Annotated in this window: 12 protein-coding genes; 6 read left to right on the forward strand and 6 right to left on the reverse strand. The window is 65.8% G+C overall.

The genetic code is table 11. The annotated features are described in order from the left end of the window. The first annotated feature begins 230 nt into the window (after nucleotides 1-230). Nucleotides 231-1,883, forward strand: a complete 1,653-nt coding sequence (locus CSQ93_RS26405) for a methyl-accepting chemotaxis protein (RefSeq protein WP_099380593.1) — start codon at nucleotides 231-233, stop codon at nucleotides 1,881-1,883. Here CSQ93_RS26405 and CSQ93_RS26410 read toward each other — a convergent pair. From CSQ93_RS26410 to CSQ93_RS26420, 3 genes are all read right to left on the reverse strand, one after another. After that, nucleotides 1,855-2,703, reverse strand: a complete 849-nt coding sequence (locus CSQ93_RS26410; RefSeq protein WP_099380594.1) for a DUF2071 domain-containing protein — start codon at nucleotides 2,701-2,703, stop codon at nucleotides 1,855-1,857. The genes CSQ93_RS26405 and CSQ93_RS26410 overlap by 29 nt on opposite strands. A 172-nt stretch (nucleotides 2,704-2,875) precedes the next feature. After that, the gene (locus tag CSQ93_RS26415; RefSeq protein ID WP_099380595.1) at nucleotides 2,876-3,658 is read right to left on the reverse strand and encodes a 3-hydroxybutyrate dehydrogenase; all 783 of its coding nucleotides are present in this window, start codon (nucleotides 3,656-3,658) and stop codon (nucleotides 2,876-2,878) included. A 92-nt stretch (nucleotides 3,659-3,750) separates the two neighbouring features. Further along, the gene (locus tag CSQ93_RS26420) at nucleotides 3,751-4,812 is read right to left on the reverse strand and encodes an AraC family transcriptional regulator (protein WP_099380596.1); all 1,062 of its coding nucleotides are present in this window, start codon (nucleotides 4,810-4,812) and stop codon (nucleotides 3,751-3,753) included. Nucleotides 4,813-4,951: 139 nt separating this feature from the next. Between CSQ93_RS26420 and CSQ93_RS26425 the strand changes: the two genes are divergently transcribed. The 4 genes from CSQ93_RS26425 to CSQ93_RS26440 all read left to right on the forward strand — a co-directional run bounded on the left by CSQ93_RS26425 (nucleotide 4,952) and on the right by CSQ93_RS26440 (nucleotide 10,062). Next, nucleotides 4,952-6,562 (forward strand): FAD-binding oxidoreductase, encoded by a 1,611-nt coding sequence (locus CSQ93_RS26425; RefSeq protein WP_099380597.1) that lies wholly within the window; start codon nucleotides 4,952-4,954, stop codon nucleotides 6,560-6,562. Next, complete coding sequence (locus CSQ93_RS26430; RefSeq protein WP_099380598.1) at nucleotides 6,559-8,127, forward strand: glycerol-3-phosphate dehydrogenase/oxidase; 1,569 nt, start codon at nucleotides 6,559-6,561, stop codon at nucleotides 8,125-8,127. The genes CSQ93_RS26425 and CSQ93_RS26430 overlap by 4 nt, the downstream gene beginning before the upstream one ends. A 122-nt stretch (nucleotides 8,128-8,249) precedes the next feature. Then, nucleotides 8,250-8,477 carry a hypothetical protein gene (locus CSQ93_RS26435; protein WP_158301375.1) on the forward strand — a complete coding sequence of 76 codons (228 nt, stop codon included), beginning with the start codon at nucleotides 8,250-8,252 and terminating at the stop codon, nucleotides 8,475-8,477. Nucleotides 8,478-8,481: 4 nt separating this feature from the next. Beyond that, nucleotides 8,482-10,062: an FGGY-family carbohydrate kinase gene (locus CSQ93_RS26440; RefSeq protein WP_099380600.1), complete on the forward strand. Its 1,581-nt coding sequence runs from the start codon at nucleotides 8,482-8,484 to the stop codon at nucleotides 10,060-10,062. 4 nt (nucleotides 10,063-10,066) lie between these two features. Here the strand turns inward: CSQ93_RS26440 and CSQ93_RS26445 are convergent, their stop codons facing one another. From CSQ93_RS26445 to CSQ93_RS26455, 3 genes are all read right to left on the reverse strand, one after another. Beyond that, complete coding sequence (locus CSQ93_RS26445; protein WP_099380601.1) at nucleotides 10,067-11,425, reverse strand: diguanylate cyclase; 1,359 nt, start codon at nucleotides 11,423-11,425, stop codon at nucleotides 10,067-10,069. A gap of 289 nt (nucleotides 11,426-11,714) precedes the next feature. Then, nucleotides 11,715-12,908, reverse strand: coding sequence for an aminotransferase-like domain-containing protein (locus tag CSQ93_RS26450; RefSeq protein WP_099380602.1), 1,194 nt, complete (start codon nucleotides 12,906-12,908; stop codon nucleotides 11,715-11,717). A gap of 176 nt (nucleotides 12,909-13,084) precedes the next feature. After that, nucleotides 13,085-13,996: a DMT family transporter gene (locus CSQ93_RS26455; protein WP_099380603.1), complete on the reverse strand. Its 912-nt coding sequence runs from the start codon at nucleotides 13,994-13,996 to the stop codon at nucleotides 13,085-13,087. Between the two features lie 136 nt (nucleotides 13,997-14,132). On the opposite strand from CSQ93_RS26455, the gene CSQ93_RS26460 reads away from it, so the two are divergent. After that, the gene (locus tag CSQ93_RS26460) at nucleotides 14,133-15,566 is read left to right on the forward strand and encodes an aminotransferase-like domain-containing protein (RefSeq protein WP_199534522.1); all 1,434 of its coding nucleotides are present in this window, start codon (nucleotides 14,133-14,135) and stop codon (nucleotides 15,564-15,566) included. Nucleotides 15,567-15,612: the final 46 nt, after the last annotated feature.

Below are 15,612 nucleotides of genomic sequence, written 5' to 3' on the forward strand. Positions count from 1 at the left end.
GCCGGGACAGTCACGCTGTTCCGGCGCCGTTCCCGCCATCCCCCTGCGGCCACGCTGCCGCCTGCAATATTTGCAGATTCGCAAGGCAATTTCGCCAGTGAAAATTGCCGATTTAAATTAATAATTAGATATTAAAATTAATGTATCGGTGCAGATTGCCGCCGGCTTCCTGCCGCCTTGCATTTGCCCGCTTCCCCGTGCCTGCACGGGCTACCTTTGAGGATGTGACCATGCGACTCAATCTTCCCGTCAGCGATACCGAAATCAACCTGAGCGATACCGAGACCATCGTCTCGACTACCGACTTGCAAGGCAATATCACCTATGCCAACCCGTATTTCATCGCCGTCAGCGGTTACAGCGCGGAAGAATTGATCGGCGCGCCGCAGAACATCCTGCGCCATCCCGACATGCCGGTCGAAGCGTTCGCCGATTTCTGGGCCACCATCCGTTCGGGGCGTTCGTGGAGCGGCATGGTGAAAAACCGCTGCAAGAATGGCGATTACTACTGGGTGCTGGCGAACGTGACGCCGGTGGTGGAAGACGGCGTGGCCGTCGGTTACATGTCCGTGCGCACCAAGCCCACGCGCCAGCAGGTGGCGCAGGCCTCGGCCCTGTACGCGCGCATCAAGGCGGGGCAGGCCGACGGCCTCGTCATCAGCCAGGGCGCAGCCGTGCGGACTGACTGGTTGGCCAGGTTCGCGCGCCTGCGCGACTTGCCGCTGGGCAAGCGCATCGGCTGGAATCTGGGCTTGCTGAGCCTGGTATTGCTGCTGCAACTGGCGTGGAATGCGGGCCTGCTGCCGGCCGGCGCGGCCGGCTGGCTGACGGGGCTGTCCGTGGCGGCCTTGGGCGCGACCCTGTATTTCTGGCACAGCCTGCACCGCGCCGTGCTGCAACCGTTGCAGCAGGCGCGCCAGGCTTGCGACGTGATGGCGGGCGGCGACCTGACGGGCGAGCTCGATACGACGCGGCGCGACGAAATGGGGCAACTGCTGCGTTCCCTGCGCCAGTTGCGCGTAAACTTGCTTTCCATCGTCGGCGACGTGCGTGGCAATTTCTTGCGTATCAGCATGGCCAGCCAGGAAATCGCCGCCGGCAATATGGACTTGTCGGGCCGAACGGAAGCGCAGGCGTCAGCCCTGCAGCAGACGGCGTCGAGCATGGAGCAGCTGGCGGCCACGGTGCAGCAAAACAGCGGCAACGCCGTGCAGGCCAGCGACATGGCGGGCAAGGTCCACGGCCTGGCCGGGCGCGGCGGCGAGATCGTCGGCCAGATGGTGAGCATGATGGCCGATATTGACGCCTCTTCGAAGAAGATCGGCGACATTACGGGCATCATCGAAGGCATTGCCTTCCAGACCAATATCCTGGCCTTGAATGCTGCCGTGGAAGCGGCGCGCGCGGGCGACCAGGGGCGGGGATTCGCCGTTGTGGCGGGCGAAGTGCGCAGCCTGGCCCACCGCAGTGCGGCGGCCGCCACGGAAATCAAGCAATTGATCACGGCATCGCTGGCGCAGGTGCAGGCGGGCGCCAAGCTGGCGCAGCAGGCGGGCGCCAGCAGCGCCGAGATGCTGGGCGCCGTGCAGGGCGTGCACGGCATCATGGAAGAGATCGCCTCGGCGTCGCGCGAGCAAAGCCACGGCATCGGCCAGGTCAACATGGCCGTCACGCAGATGGATGAAGTCACGCAGCAGAACGCGGCGCTGGTGGAGGAATCGGCGGCCGCCTCGGCCTCGCTGCAAGACCAGACCTTGCAGCTGGAACAGGCGATGGCCTTGTTCAAGCTGGAACGGCGGCGCGGCGGCCCGGCAGGTCCGACCACGTCCCTGCGCGCGCCCGAGCGCCGCCGTGCTACAGCAGGCGCTCTGACAGCGCCTTGAAGGCAAGCTTGGGCACGAGAAAGGCAAACGGCGTTGACACGGGTGGCAATTGCGCCAGCAAGCCGCAGTCGGCGCGCAAGGCCGTCAGCGCTTGCACTTGATCCACATCAACGGGCAAGTCGATTTCCCCGAAGACCAGCTTGCCGTTGCGCGGCACATGCGCAATGGCCGCATCCTGGCAGGCGAGGAAGGCGACGGCGTCGCGCCAGTTGCCGAACAGTTGCTGCCAGGCGGCATCGAGGCCATGCTCCGCAACGATGTCCGCCTGCACGTCCAGCGACGGCGCGCTGCCGGCGCCGCTGGCAATGCTGCAGCGGGCCTGCGTGGCCGTGACTTCCAGCGCCATGCCGGCGGCCAGGTGGGTCGGCAAGATATCGCTGAACAGCCGCGTGCCCAGCGCGTGCGGCAAGCTGGCCATGATGTTTTTCAAAAAGTACACGCAGGGTACGGCCGGCGCATCCGGTGGCGTGTGGTCCAGGTACAAGCGCCAGTTGCTTTGCAGGGGCGATGGCAACAGCTTGCGTAAAGGGCCCAGCAGGGCCGGGCCGAAATGTCCGTGGCGGTAGGTCAGCACGGTAAATGGCGTCTTGCCGTCGCGTTTCCACAAGGTCACGCCGGCGGGCAGCAGTTGCTGCGCGGCAGCGGCGTCCACCAGCCAGCTCACGTAGACGACATCGCGCACGTCGCTGTGCAGGGGCAGGAAGGGCAGGCGCGACATGACGGCCTGGCGCACGTTGGCAAAGTGCGTGCAATTGGCGAGCGCGGCAAACAATCGCCCCGGCCAGCCCGCGCGCGGGTGACGGTAAGTGTTGTCTTGCAATTGGGAGCTTTCGGGAAAGGCGCAGGAAGGTTGATACGCTAACGCTGCAACGTCCACCCACATCATCGCGAGCGGCAGCGATGTGTGGCCGAGACGCGCAGCTGTGCTGGAGCACAGCGAGCATCGCAGGCCGCACAGGGCGCCGCGCAGCCGATGTGGGCGGGTGTCACCACTACTGCATGTGCCAGCCGTGGCTGACGACGATCGATTGGCCGCTCAGGGCGTTCGACGGGAACGCCGCCAGGAACACGGCCGTTTGCGCCACGTCTTGCGTGGTGGTGAATTCACCGTCGATGGTGTCTTTCAACATCACTTTCTTGATCACGTCCTCTTCGCTGATGTTCAGCTGGGCCGCCTGTTCAGGGATTTGCTTGTCGACCAGCGGCGTGCGCACGAAGCCGGGGCAGATGACGTTGGCGCGGATGCCATCCTTGGCGCCTTCCTTGGCCACCACCTTGGCCAGGCCCAGCAAGCCGTGCTTGGCGGCAACATAGGCGCTCTTGAACGGCGAGCCTTCGTGCGAGTGCACGGAACCCATGTAGATGATGGCGCCGCCGCGGCCGGCCTTGATCATTTCGCGCATGCAGGCGCGGGTGGTGAGGAAGGCGCCGTCCATGTGAATGGCCAGCATCTTTTTCCATTGGTCGAACGGATAGTCGACGACGGGGCTGATGATCTGGATGCCCGCATTGCTGATCAGGATATCGATGCTGCCGAAGTGGGCCGCCGCATCGGCCACGCCCTTGTCGACTTGCTCTTCGCTCGAGACATCCATGGCGACGGCAAACGCCTGGCCGCCAGCCTGCTTGATTTCCTCGGCCGTCTTGCTGGCCGCTTCCAGGGCCAGGTCGGCGATGACGACCTTGGCGCCTTGCTTCGCGTATTCAATGGCCATTTCCTTGCCGATACCACTGGCGGCGCCGGTAATCAGTGCGACTTTGTCTTTGAGTTGCATATTAATCCTTTGCATTGCGGGTTGGAGTGATCGTGGAAAACCTGACTATGCCAGTATAGCCAGAAAACGGGCCGCGCATGCCCCGCGCACGGCTAAACGGCTTGCTGCCTGTCAAGGATTTCCTGTAGCCGCCAGGCGCCGGGATTGGTGCCCGCCCAGGTGCGAAACGCGTGATTGAACGCGCTTTGTTCCTGATAACCGAGCAGGAAGGCGATGTCGACCAGCGACAAATCCGGCTCGCGCAGATAATCGCGCGCCAGGCCGTACCTGGCCTGGTCCAGCAGGGCCTGGAAGCTGGTGCCCGCGTCGGCCAGCTTGCGCTGCAAGGTGCGCGGCGTCATGGCCAGGGTGGCGGCAACGGTGGACAGCCGCGCCGAACCCTGGCGCAAGCCCGCCACGATGGCCGCGTGGACTTGCGCGTCGATGGCGCCGCCGGTGTCCGCTTCTGCCTGGCGCTGTGCCAGCAATTGTTCCGCATGCTGGCACAGCACGGGGTACAGGCTGACGTCGGCGTTCGGCACGGGCCAGTCCAGCAATTGCGCGTCGAAGGTGGCCGTGTTGGCGGGGGCGTTGAAGGCGGGCAGGCTGCCCAGCACGCGCACGTATTCGTCGCGGTGCGCCGCATGGCGCAGCAAGTCGCCGCCGCCATCGTGGGTGAAGGCCAGTTGGGCCGGCGGCAGCGGCATGCCGGCCAGCCAGTCGCCGCAGACTTTGACACCGGCAAAGACGCTGTCGACCAGGTGCCGGCTGGCACCCGGATAATTGCTGGCCCAGTAGTAATGCGCGACAGCGCCATCGCGCTGCAGGGTAGAACGGCCCAGGTCGTGCGCCAGCCGCTCGTAGCGAGCCGTCTGTTCCAGCGCCTGGCCCACGTTGCTGCAACTGAGCAAAATCAAGCCATACGCGCTGTACGTGCCCATGCGCACGCGCTGGCCCACGTGCAGGCCGAAATGCGCATCGCCGGCCAACTGCGCGCCCGCATCGAGCAGGCGCACGTAGTCGCGCGCGGCCAGGCCAGGCGCGGACGCTTCCAGGCCGTGTGGCGCCACGCCGGCCGCCTGCGCCAGGCTGGCGCTATCGATGCCGTGCGCGCCGGCCGCTTCCAGCAGCGGCAGCAGATAGGCGCCGGCGACCCGGCCGTCAGTATTTGTCATGATGGAACAATGCGATTGTCATGAAAAACCAATACCCTTCGTCTGTGGCGGCATATGCTATTGATCTAGCAAGAAAATCAGGCAAGAACAGTATAGCAAGCCGCCGTGGCACGCAACTGGCCGAACACAGGGGATATCGATGCAACGCTGGAATGGATGGGGAGACGAGAGCATCACGTATGCGCTGAGCGAGGACGCGCTGGCCTTCCTGGGCGAGCGCCTGGGGCCTGGCAGCGGCATTGTCGATGCCACTTTCGACGACGCTTGCGCGCGGGTGCCCGCTTCGCGCCTGGCGCCGCATCCGCTGATCGACACTAAGCCTGCCACGCGCGTGCGCCATGCGCTCGGTCAAAGCCTGCCCGACTGGTTCAAGCTGCGCCATGGCCGCATCGGTGCCGTGCCCGACGGGGTGGCCTTTCCCGACAGCGCGCTGCAGGTGCGCCAGCTGCTCGCGTATGCGCGCCAGGCGTGCGTGGCCGTCATTCCGCATGGTGGCGGCACCAGCGTGGCCGGGCATTTGACGGTGGCGGCGGGGCCGCGTCCCGTGCTGGCGATCAGCCTCGCGCGCCTGTGCGCGCTGGGCCACCTGGACCGCGAAGCGCAGCTGGCCACGTTCGGCGCGGGCGTGTTTGGCCCCGACCTGGAAGCGCAGCTGCGCGCGCAGGGCTACACGCTCGGTCATTATCCGCAGTCGTTCGAGTATTCGACCCTGGGCGGCTGGATCTCCACGCGCTCGTCGGGCCAGCAATCGTTGCGCTATGGCCGCATCGAGCAGCTGTTCGCGGGCGGCGAAGTGGAAACGCCGGCCGGCACCTTGAGCATCCCCACGTTTCCCGCTTCGGCGGCCGGCATCGACCTGCGCGAAATGGTGCTCGGTTCCGAAGGGCGGCTGGGCATCCTGACGCAGGCGACGGTGCGCGTTTCGCCGCTGCCGCCTTATGAAGCATTCCACGCCGTGTTTTTCGCCGACTGGGGCCAGGCGCAGGCAGCCGTGCGGGTACTGGCCCAGTCGCGCCTGCCGCTGTGCATGCTGCGCCTGTCGAATGCGCTGGAAACGCAAACCATGTTGACCCTGGCCGGGCATAAAAAACTGGTGGGACTGCTGGAACGCTATTTGTCGCTGCGCGGCTGCGGCGAAGGCAAATGCATGCTGATGCTGGGCGTCAGCGGAGAAGAAAAAACGGCGCGCGCGGCCCTGCGCGGCGCCCTGGCGCTGGCGCGGCGGCACGGGGGCGTGCACGTGGGACGGCATATGGGCGATAAATGGAAGCAGGGGCGCTTTCGCAACGTGTACCTGCGCAACGGGGCCTGGGAACACGGCTATGTCATCGACACGGTGGAAACGGCCGTCGACTGGCCGCGCGTCACGGCGATGATGGCTGCGCTGGAGCAGGCGGGCGCCGGCGCGCTGGCGCAGCACGGCGAACAGGTGCATGCGTACACGCATTTGTCGCACGTGTACGCGCAGGGTGCCAGCGTCTACACCACGTATGTGTACCGGCTGGCGCCCACCTTTGAAGAAAACATGGCGCGCTGGCGCAGTCTGAAGGACGCTGCCAGCGCCGCCATCGTCGCCAACGGCGGCACCATCAGCCATCAGCATGGGGTGGGCACGGACCACGCGCCGTGGCTGGCGGCGGAGAAGGGCGAGCTGGGCATCGCTGCCATGCGAGCGCTGCTGCGCCAGTTCGACCCGCAGGGCATGATGAACCCCGGCAAACTGCTTCCCGAAGCGGGAGGCGGCTTGTGAGCAGGGCGGAGTTGCCTGGCATCCTGGCGCGCGAGTGGGATATCTTGATCGTCGGCGGCGGCATCACGGGTGCCGGCATCTTGCTGGAAGCATCGCGGCGCGGCTTGAAGGCCTTGCTGGTGGAGCAGCGCGATTTCGCCTGGGGCACGTCGAGCCGCTCCTCGAAGCTGGTGCACGGCGGCTTGCGCTACCTGAAGCAGGGCCAGTTCGGCATGACGCGCGAATCGGTGCATGAGCGGCAAGCCTTGCTGAAGGATGCGGCGGGGCTGGTCGAGCCGCAGGGCTTTGCCTTTGGCGACTACAGGGGCAGGAAGCCGGGTCGGCGCCAGTTCATGCTGGGACTGGCCATCTACGACGTGATGGCGGGCCGGCGCGCGCGCCGCTATGTCGATGCGGCGGATTTTGCCATGCTGGCACCGCACATCCGGCGCGACGATCTGCGGGGCGGCATGCTGTACCAGGACGCCAAGACGGACGATGCGCGCCTGGTGCTGCGCGTGCTGCAGGAGGCGCGCCGCCATGGCGGCGTGGCCGTCAATTACCTGGGCGTGGCAGCGCTGCTGCGTGAAGGTGACAAGGTCGCCGGCGCCACCTTGAACGATGCGCTCGATGGCACGGTATGCACCGTGCGCGCGCGCCTGGTGATCAGCGCCACGGGCGCCTGGGCCGATGGCTTGCGCGGCCAGGTGGGAGAAAAGCCGAAACTGCGGCCCCTGCGCGGCAGCCACCTGCTGCTGCCCGCCTGGCGTTTGCCGCTGGCGCAAGCCGTCAGCCTGATGCATCCGCACGATGGCCGTCCCGTGTTTGCCTATCCCTGGGAGGGCGCAACCCTGGTGGGCACCACCGATGTCGATCACGGCGCCAGCCTGGATATGGAGCCGGCCATCACGCGCGCGGAACTCGATTACCTGCTGGCGGCGCTGCGCTGGCAGTTCCCGCAGCTGGCGCTGGGCGAAGACGACGTGCTGGCCACGTTTGCCGGTGTGCGCCCCGTGATCGACAGCGGCCAGCTTGACCCGTCGAAGGAAGCGCGCGAACATGCGCTATGGCTGGAAAACGGCTTGCTGACGGTGGCGGGTGGCAAATTGACGACGTTTCGCGTGATCGCCCTCGATGCCTTGCGCCGCGCCGCGCCGCTGCTGCCGGGCTGGCAGGCGGATCTGCGTCCCTTGCCGATTTTCGCCGCAACGCCGCCCTTGTCGGGCAAGGCCCTGGTGCTCGATGGGGAACAGCGCGAACGCCTGCTGGGCCGTCATGGCGCAGCCGCGCAGGCGCTGTGCGAGGCGGCGCAGGACGGCGAACTGGAGCCGATTCCCGGCACGCAGACCCTGTGGGCGCAGCTACGCTGGGGCGCGCGCATGGAGGACGTGCGGCACCTGGACGACTTGCTGCTGCGGCGTACGCGCCTCGGTTTGCAGCTGGCTGGCGGCGCGCTTGCTATCATGCCGCGCCTGCGCGCCATCTGCCAGCATGAACTGGGCTGGGATGATGTACGCTGGGATGCGGAGCAGGCGCGCTACCTGGCCCTGTGGCGCCGCCATTACAGCGTGCCGCAAGGCGAGTGAAGAAACGATAAAAATATAAAAAGGAGAGCATCATCGAGACCACCCTGTTTGGCCAGCCCCTGGCGCTGGGCGACGCCCGCATCACCTACGACAGCCTGTCGCCGCTGGACTTGCGCCAGAGCGTGGACGTCCTAGTCGACGACTTGGGCGAAGACCTGCTGCAAATCACGTGCGCGAATGGCGACATCGTCGACGTGGGCTGGTATCCGGCCTGGAATGCACAGGGACGCTTGCGCGTGGTGGCCGTGCGGGGGCAGGATTGGGAAGCGCCTGTCTTCAGCGCGCAGCCGGAAAAAGATCCGCAGGCGCTGCTGCAGGCGCTGCGCGCCGCGCTGGCCAGCGTGGGCTAAGGCCATGGTCAGCGTAGCCGGCCCGGGGCCGTACATTCTTGCCATCGACAATGGCACGCAAAGCGTGCGTGCGCTGCTGTTCGACCGGGACGGCAAGCTGGCGGCGAAGGCGCAAGTGTTCCTGGAAGCGTATTACTCGGAGCATCCCGGCTGGGCCGAGCACGACGCCGACGGCTACTGGCAAGCCGTGTGCGAAGCGTGCCTGCAGCTGTGGCGCAGCACGGACATCAATAAATCGTCGGTCGCAGGCGTGGCCGTCACCACGCAGCGCGGCACGGTGGTCAACGTGGATGAACATGGCGCACCGTTGCGGCCTGCCATCACCTGGCTGGACCAGCGCAGCACGCGCGATATCCCCCAGTTGGCGCCATGGTGGCGCGCCGCCTTCCGCGCCACGCGCCTCGATGGCACGATTACGTACTTTCGCCGCGAGGCCGAGATCAACTGGATCAGCGCGCACCAGCCCGATATCTGGCGCCGCACGCACAAATTCCTGCTGCTGTCGGGTTTTCTGAACCACCGCCTCTGCGGGCGCTACGTCGATTCGACCGGGTCGCAAGTGGCGTATATTCCCTTCGACTACAAGCGCCATGCGTGGGCCGGGCGTTTCGACTGGAAATGGCAGGCCCTTGCTGTCAAGCCCTCGATGCTGCCCGAGCTGGTAACGCCCGGCACGCGCATGGGCGCCATCACGGCAACCGCCGCCGCGGCGACGGGCATTCCTGAGGGCACGCCGCTGCTGGCGGCGGCGGCCGACAAGGCGTGCGAAGTGCTGGGCGCCGGCTGTGTCGAACCGCACGTGGCGTGCCTGAGCTACGGCACCACGGCCACCATCAACACGACCAACCGCAAATACGTGGAAGTGACGCGCTTCATTCCGCCGTATCCGGCCGCCATGCCGGGCGCCTACAGCACGGAAGTGCAGATCTTCCGCGGCTACTGGATGGTCAACTGGTTCAAGGAGCAGTTCGGCGACCGCGAACGGGCGGCCGCGGCCGAAGACGGCACCGGCCTGTCCGCCGAAGCGCTGTTCGACCGCCTGGTCGAGGCCGTGCCGCCCGGCTCCATGGGCCTGATGCTGCAGCCGTACTGGAGTCCCGGCATCAAGGTGCCGGGGCCGGAAGCGAAGGGCGCCATGATCGGCTTTGGCGACGTGCACACGCGCGCGCACATCTACCGCGCCATCCTCGAAGGCCTCGCGTATGCGCTGCGCGAAGGCAAGGAGCGCATCGAGCAGCGCAGCGGCATCGCCATCACGGAGCTGCGCATCGCGGGCGGCGGTTCGCAAAGCGACTCTGCCATGCAGCTGACGGCCGACATCTTCGGCTTGCCGGCCGCGCGCGCCCACGTGTATGAAAGTTCGGGCCTGGGCGCGGCCATCGCCGCCGCCGTGGGCCTGGGCTGGCATGCGGATTTTCCCGCCGCCGTGCAAGCGATGACGCGCAAGGGCAAGGTATTCCAGCCGCATCCCGGGCACAGCAAGGTCTATGAAAAACTGTACCGGCGCGTGTACCAGAAGATGTATGCGCGGCTGCAGCCCCTGTACCGTGAAATCGCCGACATCACCGGCTATCCTGAAAAGTGACCGGCTAGCGCTGAACGAGCGCCTTGACCGTTTCCCAGGCCGCGCTGCCCGATTGCGTGACGCGCACCTGGTTGCGGCCCCCTTCCTTGGCCACGTACAGGGCGCGGTCGGCGGCGACGAACAGCGCTTCGCGGTTGTCCAGCTGGTGCGGGCGGATCGTCGCCACGCCGATGCTGACGGTGATCCACGGCGAGGTGACTGATCGCGGGTGCGGCAGTTGCAGTGCCTCGATGTGCGTGCGGATGGCTGCGGCCAGGTGCAGGGCGCCTTCGGCATCCGTGTCGGCGAACAGCAGGACGAATTCCTCGCCGCCGTAGCGGGCCGCCAGGTCGCCCGGGCGTGCGGCGTGCGAGGCGATGGCTTGCGCCACCTGCTGCAGGCAGCTGTCGCCGGCCGGATGGCCCAGGCTGTCGTTGTACAGCTTGAAGTGGTCGACGTCGAGCACCACCAGCGACAGGACGCCGCCGCCGCGCACGGCGCGCTGCCATTCCTTTTCCAGGAAGCTGTCGAAATGCCGGCGGTTGGCGATCTGCGTCAGCGGGTCGAGGTAGGCGGCGCGCTGCAAGGCGTCTTCCGACTGCTTGTGGTGCGTGATGTCGTGCAGCAGGCCGATATACAGGGGCTGGCGCAGGTACATGGGCGTCAGCGTCAGGTCCATGCTCAGCGCCTCGCCGTTGCGGTGGCGGATCGCCACTTCGCGCGTGCCGTGGTTGTGCGCTTTTTCCGGATTGGCCGCGTGCATGGCGAAGTAATCGAGGTATTCCTGCGTCACCAGGGGGCTGAGCAGCTCGCCGATGGAGCGCCCGGCCAGTTCGTTTTCGCGGTAGCCCAGGTACTGGTCGCAGGCCGGATTGGTGTACTGGATGCGGCCGTCCGCCTCGATGATCAGCAAACCCTCGGCCATGTTGTTGACGATGGTGCGCAGGCGCTCGGCCTGTTCCTGCTGGGTTTCATTGTTGCTGCGGATTTGCAGCTGGGCGCGCACGCGCGCGCATACTTCTGCCATGCGCAGCGGCTTGCTGATGTAATCGACGGCGCCGCAGTCGAAGCCGGCCACCACGTCTTCCGTTTCCGTCTTGGCGCTCATGAAGATGACGGGGATACCCTGCGTCAGCGGGTGCTGCTTGAGGCGGCGGCACGTTTCGATGCCGTCCATGTCCGGCATCAGCACGTCGAGCAGGATCAGGTCGGGGCGCGCGCGCTGGGCGATCGCCAGCGCCCGTTCGCCGGACGTGGCGACATAGGTTTGATAACCTTGTTCGCTCATCAGCTTGCGCAGCACCTCAAGGTTGGCCGGCGCATCGTCGACAATCAAAATGGCGGCGTCGCGCCGCTGGGAATAATCCACACTGCCTGAACTCATTGCTTCCGGCCTTCTCGATGTACTCTGCGCTGCCAGCGTTTGCCGCTGTCGGTGATGCTGTCCGGATTCAAATCGGATACAGCGGTCAAATCATACCGCTTTGCTAATTTTTTGGGTGAAAAAATCGACGTTGTGCGACGTGGTAAAATATTATTTTTATACTATTTTTAAGAATAAATACACGCAGTTGCTATCGTGAAGGCGGTTTTTAGGCGGAAAAGACGCGTGCCCCCTGGCGCAGGGGGCAGCTGGGACACGCCCCGCGGCGGGCGGGGCGTGAAGAGGCGAGTTACATTTTTGCGGCGATCAGTTTGCCGAGGATAGCGACGCCTTCGCGGATGCGTTCCGGCGGCACCGTCACGAATGACAGGCGCAGGGTGTGCGTTTCCGGCGTGTTCGCGTAGAACGGCGCGCCCGGCACGAATGCCACTTTATTGGCGATGGCTTCATCGAGCAGTTTCATCGCGTCGATGTGCTTCGGCAGGGTGACCCAGATGAACATGCCGCCTTCGGGCTTGGTCCACGTGACGCCGGCCGGGAAGTGCTCTTCCAGCGCCGACAGCATGGCCTGGCACTGGTTGCCGTACAGGCTGCGGATGCTGGGAATATGCCGGTCCAGGAAGCCATCCTTGATCACTTCATGCACGACCATCTGCGTCAGCTGCGAGGTGTGCAGGTCGGCTGCCTGCTTGGCCAGCTCCAGGCGACGCACCAGCGGCATCGGCGCCACCACGTAGCCGAGGCGGATGCCGGGCGTGAGCACTTTCGAGAACGAGCCCATATAGATCACGCCATCGGGATTCATGTTGATCATCTTCGGATACGGCTCGCCGCTGTAGCTCAGGGCGCCGTACGGATCATCCTCGATCAGCGGCAGGCCGTGGCGAGCGCAGGTTTCCACCAGTTCCACGCGGCGCGCCACGGACAGGCTGCGGCCCGTCGGGTTCTGGAAGTTCGGCAGCGCGTACAAGAGGCGCGCGCCATCGGCGACGGGATTGATCGACGACGGCACCAGGCCTTCGTCATCGGTGTCGACGGAAACGAATTCGGGACGGTAGACGGAAAACGCCTGCAGGGCGCCCAGGTAGCTGGGGGTTTCCACCAATACCTTGCTGCCTTCGTCGATCAAAACTTTGCCCAGCAAGTCCAGCGCCTGTTGCGAGCCGGACGTCATCAGCACTTGTTCCGGCATGATGGTGCTGCCATTGCCCGAGAGCGAATCGGCGATCCACTGGCGCAGCGGCAGGTAACCGTCGGTCGGGCCGTATTGCAGGGCGACCTTGCCATTGTTCGACAGGACCTTGTCGAAGGCGGTCTTCATTTCTTCCACGGGGAAGGTGGCGGGCGAGGGCAGGCCGCCGGCAAACGAGATGATCTCGGGACGCTGCGTGATCTTCAGGATTTCGCGGATGAACGAGCTTTGCAGCTGTTCCGCGCGTTCGGCAAAGCGCCATTGGATCGGATTCGGATTTTCAATTTTCATACGAGTCTCACAGAAGATGCCGAGCTGCGCCGGCTGGATTTGTTGGCCCGCTTGTGGCGGTGCGTGCGCAAGCGGCGCCGGATAGGCGTCGCCATGGTGCTGCGGTATTGTACGGCTTGCACGTCGCTCTGCCCATCCGCACGCGCAAGGGCGTTGCAAATGGGCGTCAGGGAGCGTTACTTCAGCTTGCGCCCGATCCCCACCACGGCGATCACGGCGCCGGCAAACAGCAGGCTTTCCCCCGTCAGGGGTTCATTCAGCAGCAGCGCCGCGCCCACCAGGGTGAGGAAAGGCTGCAGCAACTGCGTCTGTCCCACGCGCGCCACGCCGCCCAGCGCCATGCCCCGGTACCAGAAAAAGAAGCCGATAAACATGGAAAACACGGAAATATAGGCAAAGCCCAGCCAAGCTGCGCCGCTGGCCTGCGCCATCAGCGCGCGCTGCGGCCAGGCGTTCCACAGCACCACGGGCAAGACAAACGGCACGGCCAGCAGCAGCGCCCAGGAAATCACGTGCTGGCCCGGCATGGCTTGCGCCAGGCGTCCCCCTTCCGCATAGCCGAGTGCAGCCAGCAGCACAGCGGCAAAGATCAGCCAGTCGGCCAGGTGGAAGCTGCCGCCGCCCTGGCGCAGCGCGAACGCCACCACCAGCGCCGTGCCGAGCAGGGCCATCAGCCAGAAACCCGGTGATGGACGTTCCTTGCCGCGCAGCACGGCAAAGACGGCCGTGGCCAGCGGCAGGATGCCCACCAGCACGGCGCCGTGCGAGGCAGGCAGGCTGCGCATGGCGATCGACGTCAGCCAGGGAAAGCCCAGCACGCAGCCCAGCGACACGAGCGCCAGCGGCAACCATTGCTCGCGCCGCGGCATGGGCGCGCGCTGCTGCCACAGCCACAGGCCGGCCAGCATGGCCGCCACCAGAGCGCGGCCCAGGGCGACAAAAGTGGGATCGAGTTCGGCCACGGCCATGCGCGTAAAGGGCAGGGTCAGGCTGAAGAGGGCGACGGCGATCAAGCCCAGCAACAAGCCTGTGCGGTCGGCGCCGAGGCGCGGGAGGGAACTGGGGGTGGTGGTGGCGTGCGATGGCATGGCTGTCCTGGTGCGGGTGTGTGAGATAAAGGCGGGCAGAGGTGGATGAATGTGCCCGGTACTGCTATCCTAGGGCGCAATAGCAATACAGTACAAATACACTTTTACGCATAATTCCACATACTGTGATGGTCATATGAGCAATACACTCGCCTCTCCGTCCCTGCCCTTGCTGTCGCGCGCCTCGGGCGAAACCCTGATCGACCAGATCGCGCGCTCGCTGGCGGCGCGCATCGACGACAAGCTGCTGCGCGGCGGCGCGCGCATGCCGTCGATCCGCCAGTGCGCCGCCAGCCTGGACGTGTCGTGCGCCACGGTGGTGGCCAGCTACGACAAGCTGGTGGCGCGCGGCTACCTGGAATCGCGGCGCGGCGCCGGCTTTTTCGTGCGCGAGCGCTCGCCCCTGAACACGCCGGCGCCGCCCGCTGGCGCGCAGGACGCGGTGGCGCAGCCGATGGACGTGGTGTGGTTGATCCGTAACATGTTTCGCCAGACACCGTCCATCCCCGCGCCCGGTTCCGGCATGCTGCCCGCCGAATGGCTCGATGGCGACCTGGTGGCGCGCGCCTTGCGCGACGTCAGCCGCCAGCCTGGCAGTTTGCTGCTCGGTTACGGCGCGCCGCAGGGTTTCCTGCCGCTGCGCCAGCAGTTGCAGCTGAAGCTGGCGGAGCTGGAAATCGCCTGCCCGCCCGAGCAGATCGTCACCACGGTGGGCGTGATGCAGGCGCTGGACCTGGTGGCGCGCGAGTTTGCCCGCCCCGGCGAGACCATTTTCGTCGACGATCCCGCGTACTGGCTGATGTTCGGTGCCTTTGCCGCCATGGGCATGAATGTCATCGGCATCCCGCGCCTCGGTGATGGCCCCGATATCGCCGTGCTGGCCGAGCTGGCGGCCCTGCACCGTCCCAGGCTGTACGTGATCAATTCGGTGCTGCACAACCCCAGTTCGACGTCGCTGTCGGCGGCCAAGGCGTTTCAGGTGCTGCGTCTGGCCGAACAGCATGATTTTCTCATCGTCGAAGACGATATTTATTGCGACATGCATCCCGGTGGCGCGGTGCAGCCGGCCACGCGCCTGGCCGCGCTGGACCAGCTGCGCCGCGTGATTTACCTGGGCGGCTTTTCCAAGAGCCTGGCGGCGAATCTGCGCGTGGGCTTCATCGCCACGTCCCCGGAACGGGCGCAGCGCCTGGCCGACCGCAAGATGCTGGCTACCCTCACCACCAGCGACATCGGCGAAAGGGTCGTGTATAAAATCCTCTCGCAAGGGCTGTACCGCAAGCATGCGGAGCGCCTGCGCGCGCGGCTCGACAAGGTGCGCGACGGTACCTACCGCAAGGTCGAACAGGCGGGCTTGTGCTTCGAGCCGGCATCGGCGGGCATGTTCGTGTGGGCCGATGCGGGCTGCGACACGAATGTCCTGGCCGAAAAAGCGCTGGCCGAAGGCCTGGTGCTGGCGCCGGGCAGCCTGTTTTCCCCGCGCCAGCTACCGTCGACCCGCATGCGCCTGAACCTGGCCACGGTGCAGGACGAGCGCATCTGGGCGTTTTTCGGCCGCACACTGGGGTAAAACAGCACATTTTTCGGGAGCTCTTGAAATCGCTTGTACCATCCCC

The organism is Janthinobacterium sp. BJB426, from assembly GCF_002735705.1.
In the GTDB taxonomy this organism is placed as follows: domain Bacteria; phylum Pseudomonadota; class Gammaproteobacteria; order Burkholderiales; family Burkholderiaceae_D; genus Janthinobacterium.